The organism is Candidatus Pantoea multigeneris, from assembly GCF_011752615.1.
Classification (GTDB): Bacteria; Pseudomonadota; Gammaproteobacteria; order Enterobacterales; family Enterobacteriaceae; genus Pantoea; species Pantoea multigeneris.
The window spans coordinates 155,098-177,712 of record NZ_VWXF01000002.1; the positions used below are offsets into that span (position 1 = coordinate 155,098).

22 protein-coding genes are annotated in these 22,615 nt (G+C 50.7%); 18 read left to right on the forward strand and 4 right to left on the reverse strand.

Annotated elements, in window-relative coordinates; translation table 11 throughout:
• Positions 1-1,239: 1,239 nt before the first annotated feature.
• A complete protein-coding gene (gene speA / locus F3J40_RS06185) occupies positions 1,240-3,216 on the reverse strand; it encodes a biosynthetic arginine decarboxylase (RefSeq protein ID WP_071524410.1) in 1,977 nt (658 codons plus the stop codon).
• A 340-nt stretch (positions 3,217-3,556) separates the two neighbouring features.
• On the opposite strand from speA, the gene F3J40_RS06190 reads away from it, so the two are divergent.
• From F3J40_RS06190 to endA, 5 genes are all read left to right on the forward strand, one after another.
• A complete protein-coding gene (locus tag F3J40_RS06190) occupies positions 3,557-3,865 on the forward strand; it encodes a hypothetical protein (protein WP_167013017.1) in 309 nt (102 codons plus the stop codon).
• A gap of 171 nt (positions 3,866-4,036) precedes the next feature.
• Complete coding sequence (gene metK, locus F3J40_RS06195; RefSeq protein WP_017348358.1) at positions 4,037-5,188, forward strand: methionine adenosyltransferase; 1,152 nt, start codon at positions 4,037-4,039, stop codon at positions 5,186-5,188.
• A gap of 414 nt (positions 5,189-5,602) precedes the next feature.
• A complete protein-coding gene (locus tag F3J40_RS06200) occupies positions 5,603-7,000 on the forward strand; it encodes a sugar porter family MFS transporter (RefSeq protein ID WP_167013018.1) in 1,398 nt (465 codons plus the stop codon).
• Between the two features lie 197 nt (positions 7,001-7,197).
• Positions 7,198-7,725, forward strand: a complete 528-nt coding sequence (locus F3J40_RS06205) for a SprT family zinc-dependent metalloprotease (protein ID WP_167013019.1) — start codon at positions 7,198-7,200, stop codon at positions 7,723-7,725.
• A 183-nt stretch (positions 7,726-7,908) separates the two neighbouring features.
• A complete protein-coding gene (gene endA, locus F3J40_RS06210) occupies positions 7,909-8,619 on the forward strand; it encodes a deoxyribonuclease I (protein WP_167013020.1) in 711 nt (236 codons plus the stop codon).
• Between the two features lie 1,258 nt (positions 8,620-9,877).
• On the opposite strand, the gene F3J40_RS06215 is transcribed toward endA, so the two are convergent.
• Positions 9,878-10,588 carry a hypothetical protein gene (locus tag F3J40_RS06215; RefSeq protein ID WP_167013021.1) on the reverse strand — a complete coding sequence of 237 codons (711 nt, stop codon included), beginning with the start codon at positions 10,586-10,588 and terminating at the stop codon, positions 9,878-9,880.
• 10 nt (positions 10,589-10,598) lie between these two features.
• Positions 10,599-11,054 (reverse strand): Hcp family type VI secretion system effector, encoded by a 456-nt coding sequence (locus tag F3J40_RS06220; RefSeq protein ID WP_167013022.1) that lies wholly within the window; start codon positions 11,052-11,054, stop codon positions 10,599-10,601.
• A 379-nt stretch (positions 11,055-11,433) separates the two neighbouring features.
• Here F3J40_RS06220 and F3J40_RS06225 point away from each other — a divergent pair, with 379 nt between their 5' ends.
• From F3J40_RS06225 to F3J40_RS25170, 6 genes are all read left to right on the forward strand, one after another.
• Positions 11,434-12,006 carry a GNAT family N-acetyltransferase gene (locus F3J40_RS06225; protein ID WP_167013023.1) on the forward strand — a complete coding sequence of 191 codons (573 nt, stop codon included), beginning with the start codon at positions 11,434-11,436 and terminating at the stop codon, positions 12,004-12,006.
• A gap of 132 nt (positions 12,007-12,138) precedes the next feature.
• A complete protein-coding gene (gene rsmE / locus F3J40_RS06230) occupies positions 12,139-12,870 on the forward strand; it encodes a 16S rRNA (uracil(1498)-N(3))-methyltransferase (RefSeq protein WP_017347671.1) in 732 nt (243 codons plus the stop codon).
• Positions 12,871-12,940: 70 nt separating this feature from the next.
• Positions 12,941-13,885: a glutathione synthase gene (gene gshB, locus F3J40_RS06235; protein ID WP_017347670.1), complete on the forward strand. Its 945-nt coding sequence runs from the start codon at positions 12,941-12,943 to the stop codon at positions 13,883-13,885.
• Between the two features lie 92 nt (positions 13,886-13,977).
• Entirely contained in the window at positions 13,978-14,541 is a 564-nt protein-coding gene (locus F3J40_RS06240) for a YqgE/AlgH family protein (protein ID WP_167013795.1), read from the forward strand.
• Entirely contained in the window at positions 14,541-14,960 is a 420-nt protein-coding gene (gene ruvX / locus F3J40_RS06245; protein ID WP_017347668.1) for a Holliday junction resolvase RuvX, read from the forward strand. The genes F3J40_RS06240 and ruvX overlap by 1 nt, the downstream gene beginning before the upstream one ends.
• A 29-nt stretch (positions 14,961-14,989) precedes the next feature.
• Positions 14,990-15,223, forward strand: coding sequence for a DUF2345 domain-containing protein (locus F3J40_RS25170; protein WP_167013797.1), 234 nt, complete (start codon positions 14,990-14,992; stop codon positions 15,221-15,223).
• 44 nt (positions 15,224-15,267) lie between these two features.
• Here F3J40_RS25170 and F3J40_RS06255 read toward each other — a convergent pair whose 3' ends face one another.
• Positions 15,268-16,269 carry a type IV pilus twitching motility protein PilT gene (locus F3J40_RS06255; RefSeq protein WP_167013024.1) on the reverse strand — a complete coding sequence of 334 codons (1,002 nt, stop codon included), beginning with the start codon at positions 16,267-16,269 and terminating at the stop codon, positions 15,268-15,270.
• A gap of 15 nt (positions 16,270-16,284) precedes the next feature.
• Here F3J40_RS06255 and F3J40_RS06260 point away from each other — a divergent pair, with 15 nt between their 5' ends.
• The 7 genes from F3J40_RS06260 (at position 16,285) to F3J40_RS06290 (ending at position 22,597) form a co-directional block, all read left to right on the forward strand.
• Positions 16,285-16,992, forward strand: coding sequence for a YggS family pyridoxal phosphate-dependent enzyme (locus F3J40_RS06260; protein ID WP_167013025.1), 708 nt, complete (start codon positions 16,285-16,287; stop codon positions 16,990-16,992).
• Positions 16,993-17,004: 12 nt separating this feature from the next.
• Complete coding sequence (locus F3J40_RS06265) at positions 17,005-17,559, forward strand: YggT family protein (RefSeq protein ID WP_017347665.1); 555 nt, start codon at positions 17,005-17,007, stop codon at positions 17,557-17,559.
• A 14-nt stretch (positions 17,560-17,573) separates the two neighbouring features.
• Positions 17,574-18,167 carry an XTP/dITP diphosphatase gene (locus F3J40_RS06270; protein ID WP_167013026.1) on the forward strand — a complete coding sequence of 198 codons (594 nt, stop codon included), beginning with the start codon at positions 17,574-17,576 and terminating at the stop codon, positions 18,165-18,167.
• Positions 18,160-19,299, forward strand: a complete 1,140-nt coding sequence (hemW, locus tag F3J40_RS06275) for a radical SAM family heme chaperone HemW (protein WP_167013028.1) — start codon at positions 18,160-18,162, stop codon at positions 19,297-19,299. The genes F3J40_RS06270 and hemW overlap by 8 nt, the downstream gene beginning before the upstream one ends.
• Before the next feature lie 518 nt (positions 19,300-19,817).
• Positions 19,818-20,861, forward strand: coding sequence for an ABC transporter substrate-binding protein (locus F3J40_RS06280; protein ID WP_167013030.1), 1,044 nt, complete (start codon positions 19,818-19,820; stop codon positions 20,859-20,861).
• A 19-nt stretch (positions 20,862-20,880) separates the two neighbouring features.
• Positions 20,881-21,720 carry an ABC transporter ATP-binding protein gene (locus tag F3J40_RS06285; RefSeq protein WP_167013032.1) on the forward strand — a complete coding sequence of 280 codons (840 nt, stop codon included), beginning with the start codon at positions 20,881-20,883 and terminating at the stop codon, positions 21,718-21,720.
• Positions 21,721-21,724: 4 nt separating this feature from the next.
• A complete protein-coding gene (locus F3J40_RS06290) occupies positions 21,725-22,597 on the forward strand; it encodes an ABC transporter permease (protein WP_167013034.1) in 873 nt (290 codons plus the stop codon).
• The last annotated feature ends 18 nt before the right edge of the window (positions 22,598-22,615 follow it).

The window sequence follows — 22,615 nt, forward strand, 5'->3', positions numbered from 1 at the left end:
GCCTTGTTAAGCCTCCATCCTGCGAACGAGCCTTGTGGTTTTTTCCTGTAAACCAGCGGGAAAATGTCATTTTTATCAATTAATTGGGGATGAAAAACAGAGAATTTCCAGAGCCCCTTTCTTGACATTTATGCATCCTCACTGGAGGTAAAAAACCCTGAGCTATTCCAGGATTTCTTCGGCAAATCAATAAAAAGACGTTCGGTCAGAGTTCGCTAGCATGCCGTGAATCGTCTTATTCGATAGCGGCTCAGCCCGGATATTGCCGTGCAACATCCGTAACGCTGAGACCGCTACACAATTCGATTCCTGGTGGTGAAGGTGGGTAATTTATTAAATTAAACAGGTAGTGATCCGCCATTTTTAAACAAGCGGTTAGCTGGCTAAAATTTAATTTTTTAGTACCAGTTTTATGTTGAGGTTTACATTTTACCTGTGCAGAAAATGGATTATTCGCCCTTTCGCTAACACCCAGAAATAAAGGGATGCTTATCCACCCAGGCGTAAAACCTCACGCCTGGGACTGCATAAAACATTTCTTTAGCTAACCGAGTGACCTACTGAAATGTCAGGGTTTCTCATGAAATACGCTAAGGAAACATCGGTAAATCTTATCACCTTTACAAGATGCTAACGCAGCACTTACGTTTTGAAAAATAGATTTAAAGGAATTGAAAATGAACATTTGATAGGTAAATCCAATCGATCCTAATTTTCACTCACCTAAAAGCGACAAAATATCAAGATTAATCCTGGGGTAAATATACCCAGACATCAGCTTGACATCACAGAAAAAATATACACCATTGTTTATTAAAGAAAATAAATAAAAAAATTAGATACCTAATCATTATTTCACTATGTGAAATTTTTCCTCAGACAAAACTGGGGTTATCTGAAACACTCCAAAAAACAAAGTAACTTAAGAAACTATTTCAAAGCTAATGTTTTAGTTTTTGTTATATATAACAGGATATGAATAGCGCCTTATGTAATGCATTTGTGACAACGCCAACCCGGAAACATAAAGTTAAGTAAAGAGGGGTACGGAAGCGGGAAGGCTTTATTAATAAAATTAGGTGGATAGCGTTTTCTCTTTAATGTCATCGTCAGTTAAGAAAATGAAACATATTCTTAAAGGTGACCAGGATCACAAAATAAATACAATCTATCCGAGTGGGGTTATTTTTGCGGGAAATAGAAACCGGGCCGTGATGGCCCGGTGAACATCAGAGTGGATTACTCATCTTCGAGATAGGTGTAGCCGTACAGCCCACTCTCAAACTCTTCAAGGAACTGCTGACGCAGTTCATCGTCGATGTCCGTCTCTTTTACCTGATTGCGGAACAAGGTCATCAGTTCGTTCGGATCCAGCTGCACGTACTCCAGCATGTCAGCCACGGTGTCACCTTCATCAGAGAGTTCAACTTCTAACTCCCCTTCTGCATGGGCATACACGTTAACCGCTTCGGTGTCACCGAACAGGTTGTGCATGTTACCGAGGATCTCCTGATAAGCCCCCACCATAAAGAAGCCCAGCATCGGCGGATTATCCACATCGTACTCTGGCATCGGCATGGTGGTGGCAATCCCATCACCATCAATATAGTGGTCGATGGCACCATCGGAATCACAGGTAATGTCCAGCAATACGGCGCGGCGCTCTGGCTTCTTGTCCAGCCCTTCTAGCGGCAGTACCGGGAACAGCTGATCGATTCCCCATGCATCCGGCATGGACTGGAACAGAGAGAAGTTGACGTACACTTTGTCGGCCATGCGCTCTTGCAGCTCATCGATGATGGGACGATGTGCGCGGTTGCTTGGGTCGAGATGGGTTTGTGCATAGTGACAGATGCTCAGATACAACTGCTCTGCCCAGGAACGCTGTTGCAGATCATAGGTGCCTGAGGAGTAGCCGGTGTGGATGTCATAGAGATCCATCTGGCTATCGTGCAGCCATTCGCGCAGTGAGCGGCGTACGTTTGGCTCGTGCATCTCCTGCCAGGTTTCCCACATGCTGATGATTGGACGAGGCGCATCCGCCGGTGGTGCTTCCGGCAGAGAGGATTCACTACGCTCAACGCCGATGATGTTGGAGACCAGCACCGTGTGGTGTGCCGTCACGGCGCGACCAGACTCAGTGATCACCGTTGGATGCTGCAAGCCATGTTCATCGCAAGCGGTACCAATTGCCCAGATGACGTTGTTCGCATACTCATTCAGGCCGTAGTTAACCGAGCAGTCTGACTGCGAGCGAGTACCTTCGTAGTCAACACCGAGACCGCCGCCAACATCGAAACATTTGATGTTAACGCCAAGCTTAGCCAGTTCAACATAGAAGCGCGCGGATTCACGTACGCCCGTGGCGATATCGCGAATGTTCGCCATCTGTGAACCGAGATGGAAGTGCAGCAGTTGCAGGCTGTCGATACGGCCGGCATTACGCATAATCTCAACCAGCTGCAAGACCTGGGTCGCCGAGAGGCCAAATTTGGATTTTTCACCGCCGCTCGACTGCCATTTGCCTGAACCCTGCGAGGCCAGGCGCGCGCGGATACCGAGGCGAGGTACTACGTTGAGACGTTCAGCCTCTTCCAGTACCAGGCGCACTTCGGTCATTTTTTCCAGCACCAGGTAGACCTTATGCCCGAGTTTTTCACCAATCAGCGCCAGGCGGATATATTCGCGGTCTTTATAGCCGTTACAGACGATCACTGAGCGCGTCTGACCGGCATGCGCCAGAACCGCCATCAGTTCTGCTTTAGAACCGGCTTCTAACCCTAGCGGTTCGCCAGAGTGGATCAAGGATTCAATCACTCGTTTGTGCTGGTTTACCTTGATGGGATACACCAGGAAGTAATCACCGGTGTAGCCGTAAGATTCACGCGCACGCTTGAACGCCGCGTTAATCGAACGCAGGCGGTGTTGCAGAATCTGTGGGAAGCAGAACAGTGCTGGCAGGCGTTGGCCTTGCGCTTCACGCTCTTTGACCAGCTTCGCCAGGTCTACCCGAATCTCTGGGCGGTCCGGGTCTGGACAGACGCTGATATGGCCCAGTTCATTGACGTCGTAATAGTTATTGCCCCACCAGGCAATATTGTAGGTACGCAGCATTTTGCTGGCTTCCTGATCGTTCATCGCGACCTCCTGCATTGAGCGGAGCTTACCCTGTTCGCCAGCTGACGAACCCTTGATTTTCTGCATGTCGTCAGACATCACGAACCTCAATTTTCCGTTGAAAGATGAAACCGTTATCCGGTGTTATTGCCAGTAATCCAGGGCGATGTTGCTTCACCAATGGTTGTGCCTCTTTATCTCTGTGGTCAGCATTCGCACGCGAGCCACAAGACAATAAGTGTAATTCACCAGCTCCTTTACATAAGAAGACCAGGAAAAAACTGGATTGTTCGCGGGCTGAGCCTGCGAAAAAAAACCGCGAGCGTAAGTGTAACGCTGCAGGTTAACCGGCGTGCGTGTCGGGATAATGACGACTTAACGCGCAACTTCGGCAAGATAAAGTGAGGGGGAGGTAAGAGAAAATGGCCGGGGTGCCAGCATGATGCGCAAGAAGGCGCTGAGTAAAAGCCTGGTTCATTACTGCTTTCACCTCTTCACATGCAAAAACATGTGGATAAAAGGTCTGGGTAAGGGTCAAAAAGCGTGCTTTCTGACTGGCCTGGCGTACCTGACGCCATGTGACTTGCGCCTTGCGGCAGTCGCGGCGATTTATACCCCCTACGGGGGTAAAAAGCAAAAACAATATGCCGCCTTTAAGTCAAAACTCAGAGAATTAATCAGGCTTTGGCTGTTGCTTAAAGTGCGGAAACTGAAAAAGGACTGGCAATTCGCTTACACAGTAACCTAAAATGGCCGTCCAGATGGTTTTCCATCTAAACTGATTAACACCCAGGCTAATCACAGCTGTGTTATCTACTGCTTTACTGCTCGCGGCTTTGCCTGAAGGGGCGTTGAGTCAGGCCTGGCCTCTCTTACGCTATGCAGTTGAATTCAAACCATTTGTAAGGTAAAGAACAGAATGGCTAAACATCTTTTTACGTCCGAGTCCGTATCAGAAGGACATCCTGATAAAATCGCCGACCAGATTTCTGACGCAGTGCTTGATGCGATCCTGGCACAGGATCCAAAAGCGCGCGTGGCGTGCGAAACTTACGTGAAGACCGGTATGGTGCTGGTAGGTGGCGAGATCACCACCAACGCTTGGGTAGATATCGAAGAGATTACCCGTAATACCGTGCGTGAAATTGGCTATGTTCATTCCGACATGGGCTTTGACGCCAACTCCTGCGCCGTTTTGAGCGCTATTGGTAAGCAGTCTGCTGATATCAACCAGGGTGTTGACCGTACCGATCCACTGGAGCAAGGTGCGGGCGACCAGGGCCTGATGTTTGGCTACGCCACCAACGAAACCGATGTGCTGATGCCAGCACCAGTGACCTATGCACACCGTCTGGTTCAGCGTCAGGCTGAAGTCCGTAAGAACGGTTCGCTGCCTTGGTTGCGTCCAGATGCAAAAAGCCAGATCACTTTCCAGTACGATAACGGCAAAATTGTCGGTATCGATGCGGTAGTTCTTTCTACTCAGCACGCTGAAGATATCGGTCAGAAAGATCTGCAAGAAGCGGTGATGGAAGAGATCATCAAGCCGGTTCTGCCTTCAGAGTGGATTAACGCCAGCACCAAATATCACATCAACCCAACTGGCCGTTTCGTTATCGGTGGTCCAATGGGTGACTGTGGTCTGACTGGCCGTAAAATCATCGTAGATACCTACGGCGGTATGGCACGTCACGGCGGTGGTGCGTTCTCGGGTAAAGACCCATCAAAAGTTGACCGTTCTGCTGCCTATGCCGCACGCTATGTTGCGAAGAATATCGTTGCTGCTGGCCTGGCTGACCGTTGTGAGATTCAGGTTTCTTACGCCATCGGTGTGGCAGAGCCTACCTCTATCATGGTTGAGACTTTCGGTACTGAGAAAGTGTCTACCGAGCAGCTGACCCTGTTGGTGCGTGAGTTCTTCGACCTGCGCCCATACGGTTTGATTCAGATGCTGGATCTGCTGCAGCCGATCTACAAAGAGACCGCAGCTTACGGTCACTTCGGTCGTGAACACTTCCCATGGGAAAAAACGGATAAAGCTGCTCAGCTGCGCGAAGCCGCTGGCCTGTAATCCTTTTTTCCGGCAGAATGCCTCGCCCCTACGGCGGGGCATTTTTTTTGCCTGTTTGCCCAATGTTTTGTTTATATCCTGCTACATTTTGTAGTCACCGGATTGCAACATGATGTTAACGATTACATTTTGAAACTTTTTAATTATCCAGTATTTAGGAGTTTTTCTGCGTAGTCATTAGCTAAGAAATGCGTTATTTTCATCGCACTCTGATAGCTGAGTTTTATGGTGTTATCAGAAACTTAGTATTTGTAATACCTTACGGGTTATTCGTCTTTTTCGGGCATAAATTTGGGCCTTTACACAACTCTGACATGTGTAAACGATTACATTGATGTGATCTATCTCACTTTTTTATCGGGAAAGGTTTTTTAACATTAATAAATAACAATGATGGTTAAACTCGGAGGCACTATGCCTGTCACTTCACAAAAAAGCAGAACCTCGAACAAGGTTATGACCTTGTTTGTCTGCTTTCTAGCCGCTCTGGCCGGGCTGTTGTTCGGTCTGGATATCGGTGTTATTTCCGGCGCTCTGCCGTTTATCGCCAAGGACTTTAATGTTTCAGCACACCAGCAAGAGTGGATTGTAAGTTCCATGATGTTCGGTGCTGCGGTGGGTGCAGTCGGTAGCGGCTGGATGTCATCACATTTAGGTCGTAAGAAGAGCCTGATGGCCGGTGCGATTCTGTTCGTCATCGGTTCACTGTGGTCTTCTATGGCGGCTAACCCAGAGATGCTGATCACGGCACGCGTGCTGTTAGGTTTGGCTGTGGGTATCGCTTCGTATACTGCACCGCTGTATCTGTCTGAGATCGCACCGGAGAATATTCGCGGCAGTATGATTTCTCTGTATCAGTTGATGATTACCATCGGGATTCTGGTGGCATTCTTGTCTGATACTGCATTTAGCTTTACCGGCAACTGGCGTTGGATGTTGGGCGTGATTACCATTCCCGCGTTGCTGTTGTTGGTTGGGGTCATTTTCCTGCCAAACAGTCCACGTTGGCTGGCGGCGAAGGGGAATTTCCGCGATGCCCAGCGCGTGTTGGATCGCCTGCGTGATACCAGCGAGCAGGCTAAGCGTGAGCTGGATGAGATTCGTGAGAGTCTGAAGATTAAGCAGACCGGTTGGTCGCTGTTTACCAGCAACAGCAATTTCCGTCGTGCCGTGTTCCTTGGTGTGTTGTTGCAGGTGATGCAGCAGTTTACCGGTATGAACGTGATCATGTATTACGCGCCGAAGATTTTCGAGATTGCTGGCTTTACCAATACCACTGAGCAGATGTGGGGTACGGTGATTGTGGGCGCAGTGAATATGCTGTCGACCTTTATCGCCATTGGTCTGGTTGACCGTTGGGGCCGTAAACCAACCCTGATCCTTGGTTTCCTGGTGATGGCTGCGGGTATGGGCGTTCTGGGTTCTATGCTGCACGTTGGCATTCACTCAGCGGGTGCGCAGTACTTCGCTATCGCCATGCTGTTGATGTTTATCATCGGCTTCGCGATGAGTGCAGGTCCACTGATTTGGGTTCTGTGTTCAGAGATTCAGCCACTGAAAGGGCGTGATTTCGGTATTACCGTGTCAACCGCGACCAACTGGATTGCCAATATGATCGTGGGTGCAACCTTCCTGACGCTGTTGAATAACCTGGGTAATGCCAATACGTTCTGGCTGTATGGCGCACTGAACGTGCTGTTTATCCTGATTACCCTGGCGCTGATCCCAGAGACGAAGAGTGTGTCCCTGGAGCATATCGAGCGCAACCTGATGTCTGGTAAGAAGCTGCGCGATATCGGTTCACGCGACTGATTTAGCTTTTACCGGTTTTCGATAAATCCGCACGCCTTCGGGGGTGCGGATTTTTTTTTGCTTATTTGACCGGGCAAGGTCAAGGTCAAGGTCAAAACAGTTGTCTGCCAAATCGAGATACCTCGGCCTGTAAGGGGAATTGGGCTGTACACTTGTCCCCCTTGTGTTCTGCAACCCTGACGCTTATGCTGACGGCTATGAAAGCACCCCGACTCCCCATTGCCCTGCAACAGGCCGCTATGCGCTCGTTGCGTCACTATTTGCACATCGCCAATCTGCACTTCAAGCGTGAGTTTCCTGAGCCGAGCCTGATCTACCAACAACGGGGCACCAGCGCGGGTACAGCATGGCTGGAACGCTGGGAAATCCGCCTTAATCCAGTATTGCTGCAAGAAAACCAGCAAGCCTTTGTTGATGAAGTGGTGCCACATGAACTGGCACATCTGCTGGTATGGAAAGTGTTTGGTCGCGTTGCGCCTCACGGCAAAGAGTGGAAGTGGATGATGGAAACGGTGCTCGGCGTACCCGCCCGACGTACCCACAAATTCGAAACCACCTCAGTGCGCAGTGCCACGTTCGCTTATCGTTGCCAGTGTCAGCAGCACAACCTGACAGTACGCCGCCACAACAGAGTGGTGCGCGGTGAGGCGGAATACCGCTGCGTCCATTGCAGCACTATATTGAAACCTGGTGAGTTTCAGCCAGATGACAGCTCAGCACCTTAACGCACATCACTGGCTGTATGCTCTGATAAAACGGCTACCCGCAGCCAAAAAATCTTGGCCCTGGATATGACTCGCACACCCGCGCTACTCAAGCCAGCACGAAACTGACCGATATTCTCATACCACCGGCTGCGGGGTTCTGCTAACCTCCCGCGCCTGAATAATTTTTCGTAAGTATGGAATATGTTTCGCAAAATTTTACTGGCAGCCCCTCTGTTACTCTCCCCGCTGATGGCATGGAGCCTCAATCTCGACAACTACCATCAAAACAATTTTCAGCAGGCAAAAGCCTACGCAGCAGAGATCAATGCCAATGCGCCGGGCACCTTCTACTGTGGCTGCAAAATCAGCTGGCAAGGTAAAAAAGGCGTGCCCGACCTGCAAAGCTGCGGCTATCAGGTACGTAAAAACACCAATCGGGCGGAACGTATTGAATGGGAACATGTGATGCCCGCGTGGGAGTTCGGCCACCAGCGTCAGTGCTGGCAAAACGGCGGGCGTAAAAACTGCGCCAAAGATGCCGACTATCGCCGCATTGAAAGCGACCTGCATAACCTAGAACCGGCGATTGGTGAAGTGAACGGCGACCGCAATAACTTCCCTTATAGCCAGTGGAACGGGGGTGAAAACCAGTATGGCAAATGTGAAATGCAAATCGACTTCGCTGGCAAACGTGCCGAGCCACCAGCCCGCGCCCGTGGTGCCATTGCCCGCACCTATTTTTACATGCGTGACCAGTACCATTTGGTGATCTCACGCCAGCAAACCCAGCTGTTTACCGCATGGAACAAACTCTACCCAGTCACCGCCTGGGAGTGCGAACGCGACCAGCGCATTGCACGCGTACAGGGCAATCACAACCCTTACGTACAGCAGGCCTGCGCTCAGCGCTGATCATCATTAGGGCGATGCGTAAGTGTCGCCTTAACACATAATGAGAGTACGGATGGAGTATCTATCATGGTTAAAAAGTCAGACATCAATTATGCCAACTCGTTAAATAGTCGAAGATGCTACTGATTACATTCGCTATGATACGAATGATGTTATAAACGCACTTAATGAGTTTCTTAATGAAAGTCAGAAAACTAAAGCGGCGGGACTGAATTTTGCAGGCAACAACTTCCCAGATCAAAAACCCTGCTAAAAACAACCACAGCCACCACCACTCATACAGATAGTACAGAAAAACCTCTTTAGCTATTATCAAACCAAAGAAGACATAACCAAGAAAATCACCCATTAGCTTTAGTTCCTCCATGAAAACACACTAGGGGATTTAAACATTGAATTCAACAAGTATTCAACACTCCCTCACAATAAAATACTTTATAGCAAACCCATTTAGCACCCGAATTTAAATATATTTATTAGGGTAGAATTTCACATAAATTATCATTAATACAACTAAACTAAGTGTGGTTAGGCTTCCCCAGTAATCAGGGAAAAACTCCAGCCAGAAGATCCCAATTCCGACTATTGAACAAAGCAATAAAATCTCTGCTATTACAGGAATGAAAATCCTTTTTAACAGGCTGACAATAAAACTGGATATAAAATTCAAAAAAACCTCGCAGATCGCTCTAAATATAAAACTTATCACCGAGACACATCTTTCTGTTACTCGTACCTCACTACATATATTTTTTCGGATAAAAAGACACTAATAGCGCCATCAAAATAATCACCGTTGCAACAGTAAGCCTCCACCAGTACTCAGGGAAGAACTTCACATAAAACACACCTGGAATAATCATAATCATCCAGATAAGAACCTGATATGAAATGATGCCAATAATTCGCATCATTACCGAAAGTAGCTTTATCAAAACATAGATTATAAATTCCTTCATGCCGACACCCTTTTGCAACTTAATTATTACCATTTTATCAAGGGACTACTCCACCATCCAGACCCTGACTTATAAAAAGAAATTTTCTTATTTTCCTTTGTATGTTTTATACAAAGGAAAAAGAAAATAAAACAAAGCCGTGAATAATGTCAACTGCCACCAGTAAGATGGAATGAATGTCATAAATATCACTGCTAAAATTATCGTCACAATTGGAAATTCATATGCGCGTAAAAGCTTCCATGGCAGATAACAAATGCACTTAAGGATAAAGATAAAAATTCCCCATGAATTTATTTTCATAAACCAAAAGCCTCTCTTAAATGCTTTTCCTTCTCTTTTAAAGTATACGTCACATAAAATTTCATTTTATAGATAACAAACTTTAAAAAAGGCTCTATGAAAAAATATAACATTTCCAGATTAAAAGAATAAAGAACCTCATAGTAAAAAGGATAGAGTACCTTCAATCTTCTTGCCGATAATGCAGCCTTGTGCACATATCCATAAACTGCCATGAAGCTAAAAAAATTTTCAGCCCTTTGGTTTAAAACTTTTCGCATTCGCAGATCTATTTTTGTATTACGTGTAATCTCTCTGGCCATAATATAGGCGATACCGGCATTGACCGTAGATCCTACTGCAATCTTTTTTGCAAGATTAGTCCCCATGATAATGACGGATTTTGAATCCTCAACTGTCTTTTTAGTATTGTCTTGCAATACGCACTCTATATAAAGAGCAATCATATCCAATATGACATTTGACCTTCCGATTAGCTCTTTCAAAGATGAAACCATCCTGGTATCTTCATGCTTTAGTTCTTCACAAACCTCCTGGTATTTAGAGGTAAAACATGACGAATACCAGCTCAATCGTTCGAAACCACCCGCAAGGTTTTTCAGCGCGTTATTCACTTCCTGCGGCAAATTGCGAACCCCGCCTTCCAGACTCATCGCCAGATGCCGCTCTCCATCCAGCTTCCATTTCAAATAATCCGAATGATTCATCTCCTTATCCTCAGAACACAGAAACGTTATTTTTTACATTCCAACCAGCACGAACTTCGGCGGCACGGCCCCCGTCTGGGCGTTGATCCCAGTACTGGATTTTGAAACAGTCAGCTTCAAACTCATACTCCGCCAATGTGCCTTCTGAAGTTTCATCCAGACTGAATGCGACAACACGAGCGCCTTCGAGGGTAATACGATAAAACTCCTGCTGCACACCTCCAGCTTTACACGCTGCCAGCACCACCTTACTCAGTGGATTACCATTGGCGGCATACAGCACCAGCGGCGGTGTGGCTTGATCCAGCATGGTGTTAACACGTAAGTTGCGAAAATTCACTGTGCCACCAAAACGCTTATCACGCTGGCCGCCCCAGTGATAATCCATCACGTCCAGCCAGCCGGTATGTTGTTCATCCTGACTGGAGCCGTTGATATGAGATATTTGTAAATAGAGTGCATTCATTCCTTTGCTCCTTTTTTATTTCGGCGGAGTGTAAAAAATTAACCATGCCCAGAAAACCAACTTTACAAAATTAGAAAAAACATAAACTCAAGATCTCAATGAACTTAATTGAACAGCTAAATAAACATTCGTAAATCTATTATCCAGCGACACAATATGTCGCAAAACCTCAGTTCAAATCAGGCTTCGATATATTATTGGGTAAAAGGCGGCCACAGAGGCCTTCAGCCTGATAACGTCCACAACCTTTCTTGCCCTCACGGCCTGGCACTGCTGTCTGCCCCGGTATCTGAATCAATTTCACCTCACCGGAGAAACAAAGCGTGATACGCTCAGGTGAATCACGTAGACAAGCAATGTTGAGGAAAAAAGTAAAACCATGGACAGAAATCTTACCGTGAATGCTGCACAACACAGCGATATCGAAGGCGTGCTGGCGCTGCTAAAAAAATATCACGCTAACAGCATCAGTGATGAAGACCGCAAAGACGGTTTCGTCACCACCAATATCGACGCAGTGCAGCTGGCAGAGTTGATCGACAAGGAAAATGGATTAGTTGTCGCGAAAGATGGCGATCAGGTGGTGGGATTTGTTATTGCCGGTTCCTGGCAGTTCCTGCAGCGCTGGCCTATGTTCGAATACATGACCGGTGAACTGCATAAGTACACCCCTTACGGCGAACAGCTGGACAGCAACAACAGCTATCAGTATGGGCCAATCTGCATTGACGGCGCTTATCGCGGCAACGGCCTCGCGAACCAACTGTTTGACTGCTCAGCGCAGATTATGGCGCAGCGCTTTGCTTACCTGGTGACCTTCATTAACAAGATCAATGGCCGTTCCTACGCCGCCCATACCCGTAAACTGCAGCTGGATGACAGCGGTTCCTTTGGCTTCAATAATAATCAATACCACCTGATGACGCTGGATCTCCGTCCACTCACTGCATAATCTCCAGGCCCGGTCAGGCTACCTTGCCTGGCCGTTTTGCCCTTTCCCCTTGCCAGCCAGGAAATCACTGCCCTAAACTACCCTTTTTCCGTTCGCCGTGACCGTTCACGGCGCGATCCAGGCAGGAACCACATGCGTATACCTCGCATTTATCACCCCGAACCTCTCACCGTTGGCAGTGACATTTTCCTTGAGGAAGATGCTGCCAATCACGTTGGCCGCGTGCTGCGCATGGGAGCGGGACAAGAGCTGGAATTGTTTGATGGCAGTAATCTGACTTTCAAAGCAGAGATCGCACAAGCCGATAAAAAGCGTGTCAGAGTCTCTGTGCTCTCCAGCCAACTGGACGATCGTGAATCTCCGCTGCACCTGCACTTAGGTCAGGTGATGTCCCGTGGCGAAAAAATGGAATTCACCATCCAAAAATCGATTGAACTGGGTGTAAATGTCATTACCCCCTTGTTTTCCGAACGCTGCGGCGTAAAGCTGGATGCAGAACGTCTGGCGAAGAAGATCCAGCAGTGGCAAAAAATTGCCATTGCCGCCTGTGAACAGTGCGGGCGTAATCGCGTACCGGAAATTCGCGAGGCAATGACGCTGGAAGCATGGTGTGCAGAGCAGGAAAACGGTTTAAAACTCAATCTGCATCCGCGCGCCAACCAGAGCATTAACACCTTACCGCTACCGGTTGAGCGCGTAAGACTCCTGATTGGCCCAGAAGGCGGCCTGTCAGCAGATGAAATTGCCATGACGGCACAACAAGGATTCAGCGATATTTTACTTGGGCCACGCGTGCTGCGCACTGAAACCACGGCATTAACCGTGATCACGGCACTCCAGGTGAGGTTTGGCGATCTGGGTTGAGGGATAATCAGCCGCGATATTCCCCCCACAGCGAACGCTGCACACAACAGGTCTCTTGAAGGAGAGAGTAATGATTAAGCTTGGCATCGTGATGGACCCGATTTCATCCATCAACATTAAAAAAGACACCAGCTTCGGTTTCCTGCTGGAAGCACAGCGCCGTGGTTATGAAATTCACTACATGGAGATGGCCGATCTCTCCCTGCGTGGCGGCGTTTCTTATGCCCGCACTCGCCTGCTCAGCGTTGAACAGAACTATGATAAGTGGTACGAGTTTGGCAGTGAGCAGGTGATCAAACTGGCCGATCTGGACGTTGTCCTGATGCGTAAAGATCCGCCATTCGATACTGAATTCATCTACGCGACCTATATTCTTGAGCGTGCAGAAGAGCAAGGCACATTGATTGTGAATAAACCACAAAGCCTGCGCGACTGTAACGAGAAGCTCTATACCGCATGGTTTGCCGACCTGACCCCAGACACCCTGGTGACACGCAGCAAAGAACAGCTGCGCGCGTTCTGGCAAGAACATGGTGACATCATCATGAAGCCACTGGATGGGATGGGCGGCACCTCGATTTTCCGCGTTAAGCAGGACGATCCTAACTTCTCGGTGATCACTGAATCTCTGACCAACTACGGCAACTTCTACTGCATGGCGCAGAACTATGTGCCAGCCATCACCGAAGGTGACAAGCGCGTTTTAGTGGTTGATGGTGAACCCGTGCCTTACTGCCTCGCACGTATTCCGAAGTCTGGTGAAACCCGCGGCAACCTGGCTGCAGGTGGACGTGGTGAAGCGCGTCCACTGACCGAGAAAGACTGGGAAATTGCCCGCCGCGTTGGGCCGACGCTGAAAGCCAAAGGGCTGATCTTCGTCGGTCTCGATATCATCGGTGATAAACTCACCGAAGTGAATGTGACCAGCCCAACTTGCGTACGTGAGATTGAGGCAGCGTTTCCAATCTCCATCAGCGGTATGCTGATGGACGCGATTGAGAAACGCCTGGGCTGAGTTTAATGCATGTGCCAGATAAGGCACAGCATTCCACCCGCAACCGGTGCGATCGCCCGCACCGGTTTAAAAATTTTGGTAGCACAGTGACGATGAATTTACAGCATCACTTTCTGATAGCGATGCCTTCGCTACAGGATCCATTCTTCAAGCGCGCAGTGGTTTATATCTGTGAGCATAATGCTGAAGGTGCGATGGGGCTGATAGTCAACAAGCCCATGGAAAACCTGACGGTAGAAGGGATTCTGCAGAAACTTAAAATTACCTCTAATGAACGCGATCCCGCCATTAGCCTGGATAAGCCGGTTTTTTCCGGTGGGCCACTGGCTGAAGATCGTGGTTTTATCCTACATTCCGGGCCGCGAGTGTTTAACTCAAGCATCCGAATTTCTGATACCACCGTAATTACCACCTCCAAAGATGTCCTCGAAGCCATGGGAAGCCAGCAACAGCCCGAACAGGTTTTAATGGCGCTAGGCTACTGTGCCTGGGAGAGCAATCAGTTAGAGCAGGAGCTGTTAGACAACGCCTGGCTCACCACTCCCGCTGATAGCACCATTTTGTTCCACACCCCGATTGCTGACCGCTGGCGTGAAGCCGCTCGCTCACTGGGTGTAGATATGCATAACATGACTAACGATGCCGGACACGCCTGATGAGCAGCCAGACACTACTCGGTTTTGATTTCGGCACCAAAAGTATTGGTGTTGCTGTCGGCCAACAACTTACCGGCACTGCCCGCCCGCTGGCAGCGCTGAAAGCCCAGGAAGGTACGCCCGACTGGCAACTGATCGAGAAACTCCTGAAAGAGTGGCAGCCTGATTTCGTGGTAGTCGGATTGCCACTGAATATGGATGGCACCGAACAGCCATTAACGGCACGCGCACGTAAGTTTGCTAACCGCCTGCATGGCCGGTTTGGCGTGCGGGTTGAACTTCAGGATGAACGTCTCAGCACCGTCGAAGCACGTTCGACCCTGTTTGAGCGCGGAGGTTATCGCGCGTTGAACAAAGGCCAGGTAGATTCCCAGTCCGCAGTGATTATCCTTGAAGACTGGTTTGAAACGCATTACTGAAAATCCGTGCCAGCCGTTACTGCTGGCACATTTTCAGCACCTCAGTATCTGAACATCTCAGCACCTCAGCACCTCAGTACCTGAGTACCTCAGCACCTCAGCACCTCAGCACCTCAGCACCTCAGCACCTCAGCATCTCAGCATCTCAGCATCTCAGCATCTCAGCATCTCAGCATCTCAGCATCTCAGCATCTCAGCATCTCAGCATCTCAGCATCTCAGCATCTCAGCATCTCAGCATCTCAGCACAACATTAATCTGTAGTGCGCTTTACCAGCCAGAGTGATTCCATGCCTGGCACGCCAGCATTACTCTGCCGCAATCAGCTCCTGATCAATACGCTGCTGCTGAGACTGAGCAAAAGTTTGCATACCGTGTTGCACCCCGGTTTCCAGCACGCCGGGCAGTTGATGTAACTTCCCTTCACGAATCAGATTAGCTGCCGCCGGGGTGTTCACTAACAGTTCATGCAGCGCAACGCGCCCACCCGCTTTCGCGGCAACCAACTTTTGCGCCAGTACCGCATTCAGGCTCCCCGCCAGTTGGGTGCGTACCAGGTTTTTCTCCTCCGCCGGGAAGACATCAACCAGTCTTTCAATCGCCTGTGCGGCCCCTCGGGTATGCAGCGTTGCCAGCACTAAATGACCGGTTTCTGCGGCAGTTAATGCCAGGCGAATAGTCGCGCTGTCGCGTAGCTCGCCGATCAGAATGACATCAGGGTCTTCACGTAATGCCGCTTTTAACCCCAGGCTAAAACTCTGGCAGTGTTGGCCTATTTCACGCTGCTGGATCAACGATTTCTGACTGTGGTGCAGAAACTCAATGGGGTCTTCTAGCGTGATGATGTGCCGCGCTTGTTGCCGGTTCAATGCATCAACCAACGCCGCCAGCGTGGTCGTTTTACCACTGCCAGTAGCCCCCGTCACTAACATCAACCCATGTTCCCGCAGCATGAGCTGCGGCAGTTGTGCAGGCAGCAGGAGATTTTCCATCACCGGTAACTGGTTGCTGATGATACGCAGCGCCAGTGACAGCCCCTGGCGCTGAATAAACAGGTTGGCGCGCAGCCGCTGTCCGTTGGTCAGGGTGATGGCAAAATCTAACTGTCCTTCGGCTTCGAGCTGTTCACGCTGGAGGCTGTCCAGCCAGGGTTCTATGGCGGCTTCAAGTGCCTGTGCGCTAATTTCCGCCCGATCGGGCACCGGCTTAAGCGTTCCACCGCAGCGCCACCACGGCAAATGTCCGCTACAAAGGTGCAGATCGGCGGCGTTATGCTTTACACTAAGCGCCACTATTTCATCCAGCTGCATAATGTTCTCCTGACTATGACCTCAATCCAGCACAACTTACAGCATCTGCGCGAGCGTATTAGCGCCGCTGCGCAGCGTTGCGGGCGCGATCCGCAGGAAATTACTTTACTTGCCGTGAGCAAAACCAAACCTGCGAGCGCCGTCGTAGAAGCGATTGCCGCCGGGCAGCAGGCCTTTGGCGAGAATTACGTGCAGGAAGGGGTTGAAAAAGTGCAGGCGCTGGCCGCATCTCAAGGCATTGAGTGGCATTTTATTGGACCGTTACAGTCCAATAAAAGCCGTCTGGTGGCTGAGAATTTTGCCTGGTGTCATACCGTAGACCGGTTGCGCATCGCCCAGCGTCTGAGCGATCAGCGCCCGTCACATCTGCCACCGCTGAATGTGTTAATTCAGGTAAATATCAGTGACGAGAACAGCAAATCTGGCATCATGCTGGAGGCGTTACCAGCGCTGGCTCAGCAGGTCGCAGCACTGCCTAACCTCTGTTTACGTGGGCTAATGGCCATTCCCGCACCGGAGAGTGATTACACGCGTCAGTTGGCGGTATGCCAACAGATGGCCGCTGCGTTCAACGCCCTGAAACAGGACTTTGCCACCATTGATACGCTCTCTTTAGGCATGAGCGATGATATGGATGCTGCCATCGACGCAGGCAGCACGATGGTGCGTATCGGTACCGCTATTTTTGGCGCTCGTGATTATACGGGCTCCGTACAACAATAACTGAGGACATCCATGTTAACACTGACGTTTTTAGTCAAGACGCTGATCGATCTCTATGTGATGGTTTTACTGCTGCGAGTCTGGATGCAGTGGTCGCGTTGTGACTTTTATAATCCGCTCGCCCAGTTTGTGGTGAAGCTGACCCAGCCCGTCATTAAACCCCTGCGCCGCATTATTCCGGCCATCGGTCCAATCGACACCGCTTCGGTGCTGTTAGCCTTTGTCCTGACCACCATTAAGTACCCAGTGCTGATGTTGGTGCAGTCCGGTGACTTTGCCATTTCGGTTTATAACCTGCTGTTTGGCCTGATTTCTCTGTTAAAAGCCGCCGGTAGTCTGGTGTTCTGGGTCATTATCATCCGCTCCCTGCTGAGCTGGATAAGCCAGGGCCGTAGCCCAATTGATTATGTGTTGATCCAACTGACGGAGCCGTTAATGGCACCGATTCGTCGCGTGTTACCTGCCATGGGCGGTATCGATTTTTCCGCGATGGTGGTGATTCTGATTCTGTATGCGTTGAACTACCTTGGCATGGACCTGTTCCAGGGCCTGTGGTTAGCGCTGTAATGTCTGGAACTGTTATGCAAAAAGTAGTCCTTGCGACCGGAAACCCCGGCAAAGTACGTGAACTGGCGGACCTGCTGTCCGCCTTTGGTCTGGATATCGTCGCGCAGACCGATTTGGGCGTTGAATCCGCAGAAGAGACCGGCCTGACTTTCATTGAGAATGCGATTCTGAAAGCCCGCCATGCGGCGCAGCAAACCGGCTTACCGGCAATTGCGGATGACTCTGGTCTGGCTGTTGATGCGCTGGGTGGCGCGCCGGGCATCTATTCGGCGCGCTATGCTGGTGAAGATGCCAGTGATGAGCAGAACCTGTTGAAGTTGCTGGACGCATTAAAAGCCGTGCCAGATGGCGAGCGCCAGGCACAGTTCCACTGTGTTCTGGTGTATGTGCGCCATGCGGCTGATCCGACTCCGCTGGTGTTCCACGGCAGTTGGGAAGGTGAGATTGCCCACACGCCTGCGGGTTCCGGTGGCTTCGGCTACGATCCTGTTTTCTACGTGCCTGCGTTGGGTAAAAGCGCCGCAGAGTTAAGTAAAGATGAGAAGCGGGCCGTTTCTCACCGGGGTAAAGCATTGACGCTGTTACTGGATGCGATGCGCAATGCCTGAGTTACCTCCGTTAAGTCTGTATATTCACATTCCGTGGTGTGTTCAGAAGTGCCCCTATTGTGATTTTAACTCCCATGCCCTGAAAGGTGAGGTGCCGCACATGGAATATGTGCAGCACCTGCTGGACGATCTGGAACAGGATTTACCGCTGACACAGGGCCGCGAAGTGCGCACCATTTTTATCGGTGGTGGCACGCCAAGCCTGCTGAGCAGCAACGCCATGCAGTTCTTGATGGATGGCGTGCGCGCACGTCTGCCGCTGGCGGCAGATGCTGAGATCACGATGGAAGCCAATCCTGGCACAGTTGAGGCCGATCGTTTTAGCGGTTATCAAAAGGCTGGAATTAACCGTATTTCCATCGGTGTGCAGAGTTTTAGCCCGCAGAAACTGGAGCGCTTGGGACGAATTCATGGCCCGGATGAAGCCAAACGGGCTGCACATCTTGCCGCCGCGTTGGGTCTGCGCAGTTTCAATCTCGACCTGATGCACGGTTTACCGGATCAGTCGATTGAAGAAGCGCTGGACGATTTACGTCAGGCGATTGCCCTGAATCCTCCGCATCTGTCTTGGTATCAGCTGACCATCGAGCCGAATACGCTGTTCGCCTCGCGTCCGCCGGTGCTGCCGGATGATGATGCCCTGTGGGATATTTTTGAGCAGGGTCACCAGTTGCTGACAGCGGCAGGCTACGAGCAGTATGAGACCTCGGCGTATGCCAAACCGGGTTATCGCTGCGAGCACAACCTTAACTACTGGCGTTTCGGCGATTATCTCGGCATTGGCTGCGGCGCACACGGCAAGTTAACCCAGCCCGATGGCCGGATTGTACGCACCGTGAAAACGCGGCATCCGCGTGGATTTATGGCGGGCAAGTATATGGATAAGCAGCATGATGTTGCCGATGCCGATAAGCCGTTCGAGTTCTTTATGAACCGTTTCCGCCTGCTGGAAGCCGCTCCCCGCGCCGAGTTTACGCGGTATACCGGGTTGGATGAGTCCGTGATTCGCCCTCAGTTAGATGAAGCGTTACAGGCTGGCTATATCAGCGAGAGTACCGAAGAGTGGCAGATTACCCATAAAGGTAAGCTGTTCCTCAACTCGCTGCTGGAGCTGTTCCTGGCGGAAGAGTAAGCCCAGTTGCCTGAAACGCCCTCGCAATGACCTCAAACCGCACAGGCTTCTGACAGCAACACGGCTGCCTGGTGGGAAGATGATGGGGGCTATGACAGCGAGTGCTTGCCCGACATGGACGTCGGGCCAGATCGGCATGGAGCGATCTTTCCGAGCAGTCATAGCCCCCATTGTCTGACCTTACCACCGAGCTGGAAGCGGCATTCACTGCCATCACTAACAACTAATTCAGCAATCCATTCTCATATTAAGCATATCTATTTAATGGAAATTCCATTGCCGCCTTTAATTACGCGTATATAAGAAGAAAAATTAAATCCATCGATAAATGATTGCCAGAAGCACATAACTTCCGCATATAAGTTATAGGCAAACAGTATTTACCTGAAAACGCCAATTTCCTATGCTGCATCTCATTAACCACCTGTTTCCATTGCCCACTTCGGGCAGGTTCTGTGTCGCTTAAAAACATCAGGTGCGGACCTGAATATCTCACCAATTAAAAATGAAGATGCAATATGAAAAATAAAAATAAACAACCGCAAGGCTCAGGTAAAAAACTGGCCACCAAACTCACCGCTGCCAGCCTGTTATTAGCGACGCTCGGCCTGCCTTTTGCCGCCAATGCTGAAGGTCAAATTCGCATCGCTCAGCAGTTCGGTATTGTCTATCTGCTGCTTAACGTGGCACAGGATCAACACCTGATTGAAAAACAGGGCAAGGCCGAAGGCCTGGATATTAAAGTCGATTACCGCCAGCTCTCAGGCGGAGCAGCCGTTAATGAAGCGCTCCTTTCAGGATCGGTGGATGTGGCGGGTGCTGGCACAGGCCCGCTGTTCACCCTGTGGGACCGCACCAAAGGCCGCCAGAACGTCCGTGCGATTACCACCACCGGACAGTTCCCTTACTATCTGATCAGCACCGACCCGAAAGTCAAAACCATCGCCGACTTCACGGAAAAAGATCGCATCGCTATTCCTGCGGTAGGCGTTTCAGCACAGTCTCGTACCCTGCAAATGGCCTCGGCCCAACTCTGGGGTGACAAGAACTACAACCGTCTCGATAAACTCCAGGTCGCTGTACCACACCCGGATGCCACTGCCGCCATCATCAGCAACGGCACTGAAATCAATGCGCACTTCGGTAACTCCCCTTTCCAGGAACAGGAACTGGCGGCTAACCCGAAAGCACACATCGTACTCAACTCCTACACCGTCGCCGGTGGCCCGACGACACCCGTGGTGCTCTACACCACGCAAAAATTCCATGACGAGAACCCACGCACCTATCGCGCGTTTGTTGCCGCGCTGGATGAAGCCGCGAAATGGAGTGCCGCTCACCCGGAAGAAGCCGCTGATGCCTTTATTCGCGTCAACAACTCGAAAATCGACCGCAACCTGCTGATCAAAATCCTGAAAAACCCGGAAGTGAAATTCACCATCGAACCGGAAAATACCCTTTCGATGGCGCAGTTCCTCTATCGCGTGGGAGCCATCAAAAACAACCCACAATCCTGGAAGGATTATTTCTTCGCAGACCCACACCTCGTCAACGGCAGCTGAGCCGGCCTGGGAAACTATCATGAGCATTCAGACCAATGAAAACAGCCACCCGCTGCTGCGCGTCAACCAGCTAAATCTGGAGTACGTCACGCCAGAGCGTCGGGTTCGCGCCACCCATGACGTCAGCTTTGATGTCTACCCGGCAGACCGCTTTGTGCTGCTCGGGCCGTCAGGCTGCGGTAAGTCGAGCCTGCTGAAATCCGTGGCGGGCTTCTTACCTGCCGTGAGCGGAGATATCACGCTGGAGGGCCGAACCATTACGGCTCCCGGCCCCGATCGCATGATGGTATTCCAGGAGTTTGACCAGCTTCCCCCGTGGAAAAGTGTGGCTGATAACGTCGCTTTCCCGCTGCGCGTCACCGGCAAGCTCGGCAAAAAAGAGGCCAGAGAACAGGCGCTACACTACCTGGAAAAAGTCGGGCTGGCCGATTTTGCCGATGCCTGGCCGCACACGCTGTCAGGTGGTATGAAAGCCCGCGTGGCTATCGCCCGGGCGCTGGCGATGAAACCCAGCATACTGCTGATGGATGAGCCCTTTGCCGCCCTGGATGCTCTGACGCGCAGAAAAATGCAGTTCGAACTGATGGAACTCTGGGAAGAGGTGCGCTTTACGCTGCTGTTCGTGACCCACTCCATCGAAGAGGCGTTGCTGGTGGGGAACCGCATTCTGCTGCTCTCGCCCCATCCTGGTCGGGTACGAGCGGAACTGAACAGCCACCAGTTTGATCGCCATGAAGAGGGCAGCGAGAATTTCCAGGCCGCTGCGCGCCGTATTCACGATCTGCTGTTTACGCCACCAGTGGCTATCAACACCGCTAGCGCACCACGCCCCGTGTCGCTGGCCTCGGTTAACGGATAATCCCATGACTGAACATTCACATCCGCCGGTTCGCCCGGAATATCTCAAAGAGCTGGAGCCGATTGGCGACGTTCAACTCGCACAACCGCTGCCCCTCACACAACGCCTGTGGAACTTTGCACCGCTGCGCAAAACCTTACTGCTGCTGGTGCTCGCACTGCTGTGGGAAGCGGGCGCTCGCTGGCAGAACAACGATCTGATGTTGCCAGGCCTGGTGCAGGTGATTCACGCGTTTGTTGAAGATACCCTCAGCGGTGAGCTACCCGCCAAAGTCGCCATCTCGCTCAGCACGTTAATCAAAGGCTATGTGATTGGCACAGTACTGGCCCTGAGTCTCAGCGCATTGGCGGTATCAACACGTATTGGGCGCGATCTGCTCTCCTCACTCACCGCCATGCTTAACCCACTGCCCGCCATTGCACTGCTGCCCGTGGCGCTGCTGTGGTTCGGCCTTGGCAACAACAGCCTGATTTTTGTGCTGATTCACTCAGTGCTGTGGCCAATGGCGCTTAACACCTACACCGGCTTTATGGGCGTGTCAGAAACACTGCGCATGACAGGACGCAACTACGGCCTGAGTGGGTTGCGCTATGTCTGGCATATTTTAATTCCTGCGGCGCTGCCCTCGATTATCTCAGGGCTAAAGATTGGCTGGGCCTTCTCCTGGCGTACGCTGATTGCCGCAGAACTGGTGTTTGGGGCCTCCAGTGGGCAGGGTGGATTGGGCTGGTATATCTTCCAGAATCGCAACGAACTGTATACCGACCGCGTCTTTGCCGGGCTGGCAGCGGTGATCATTATCGGATTGCTGGTGGATGCGTTGGTGTTCTCTACGCTGGAAAAACTGACGATTAAACGCTGGGGGATGCAGCGCTGAAAAGCAAACGGCCCGGTT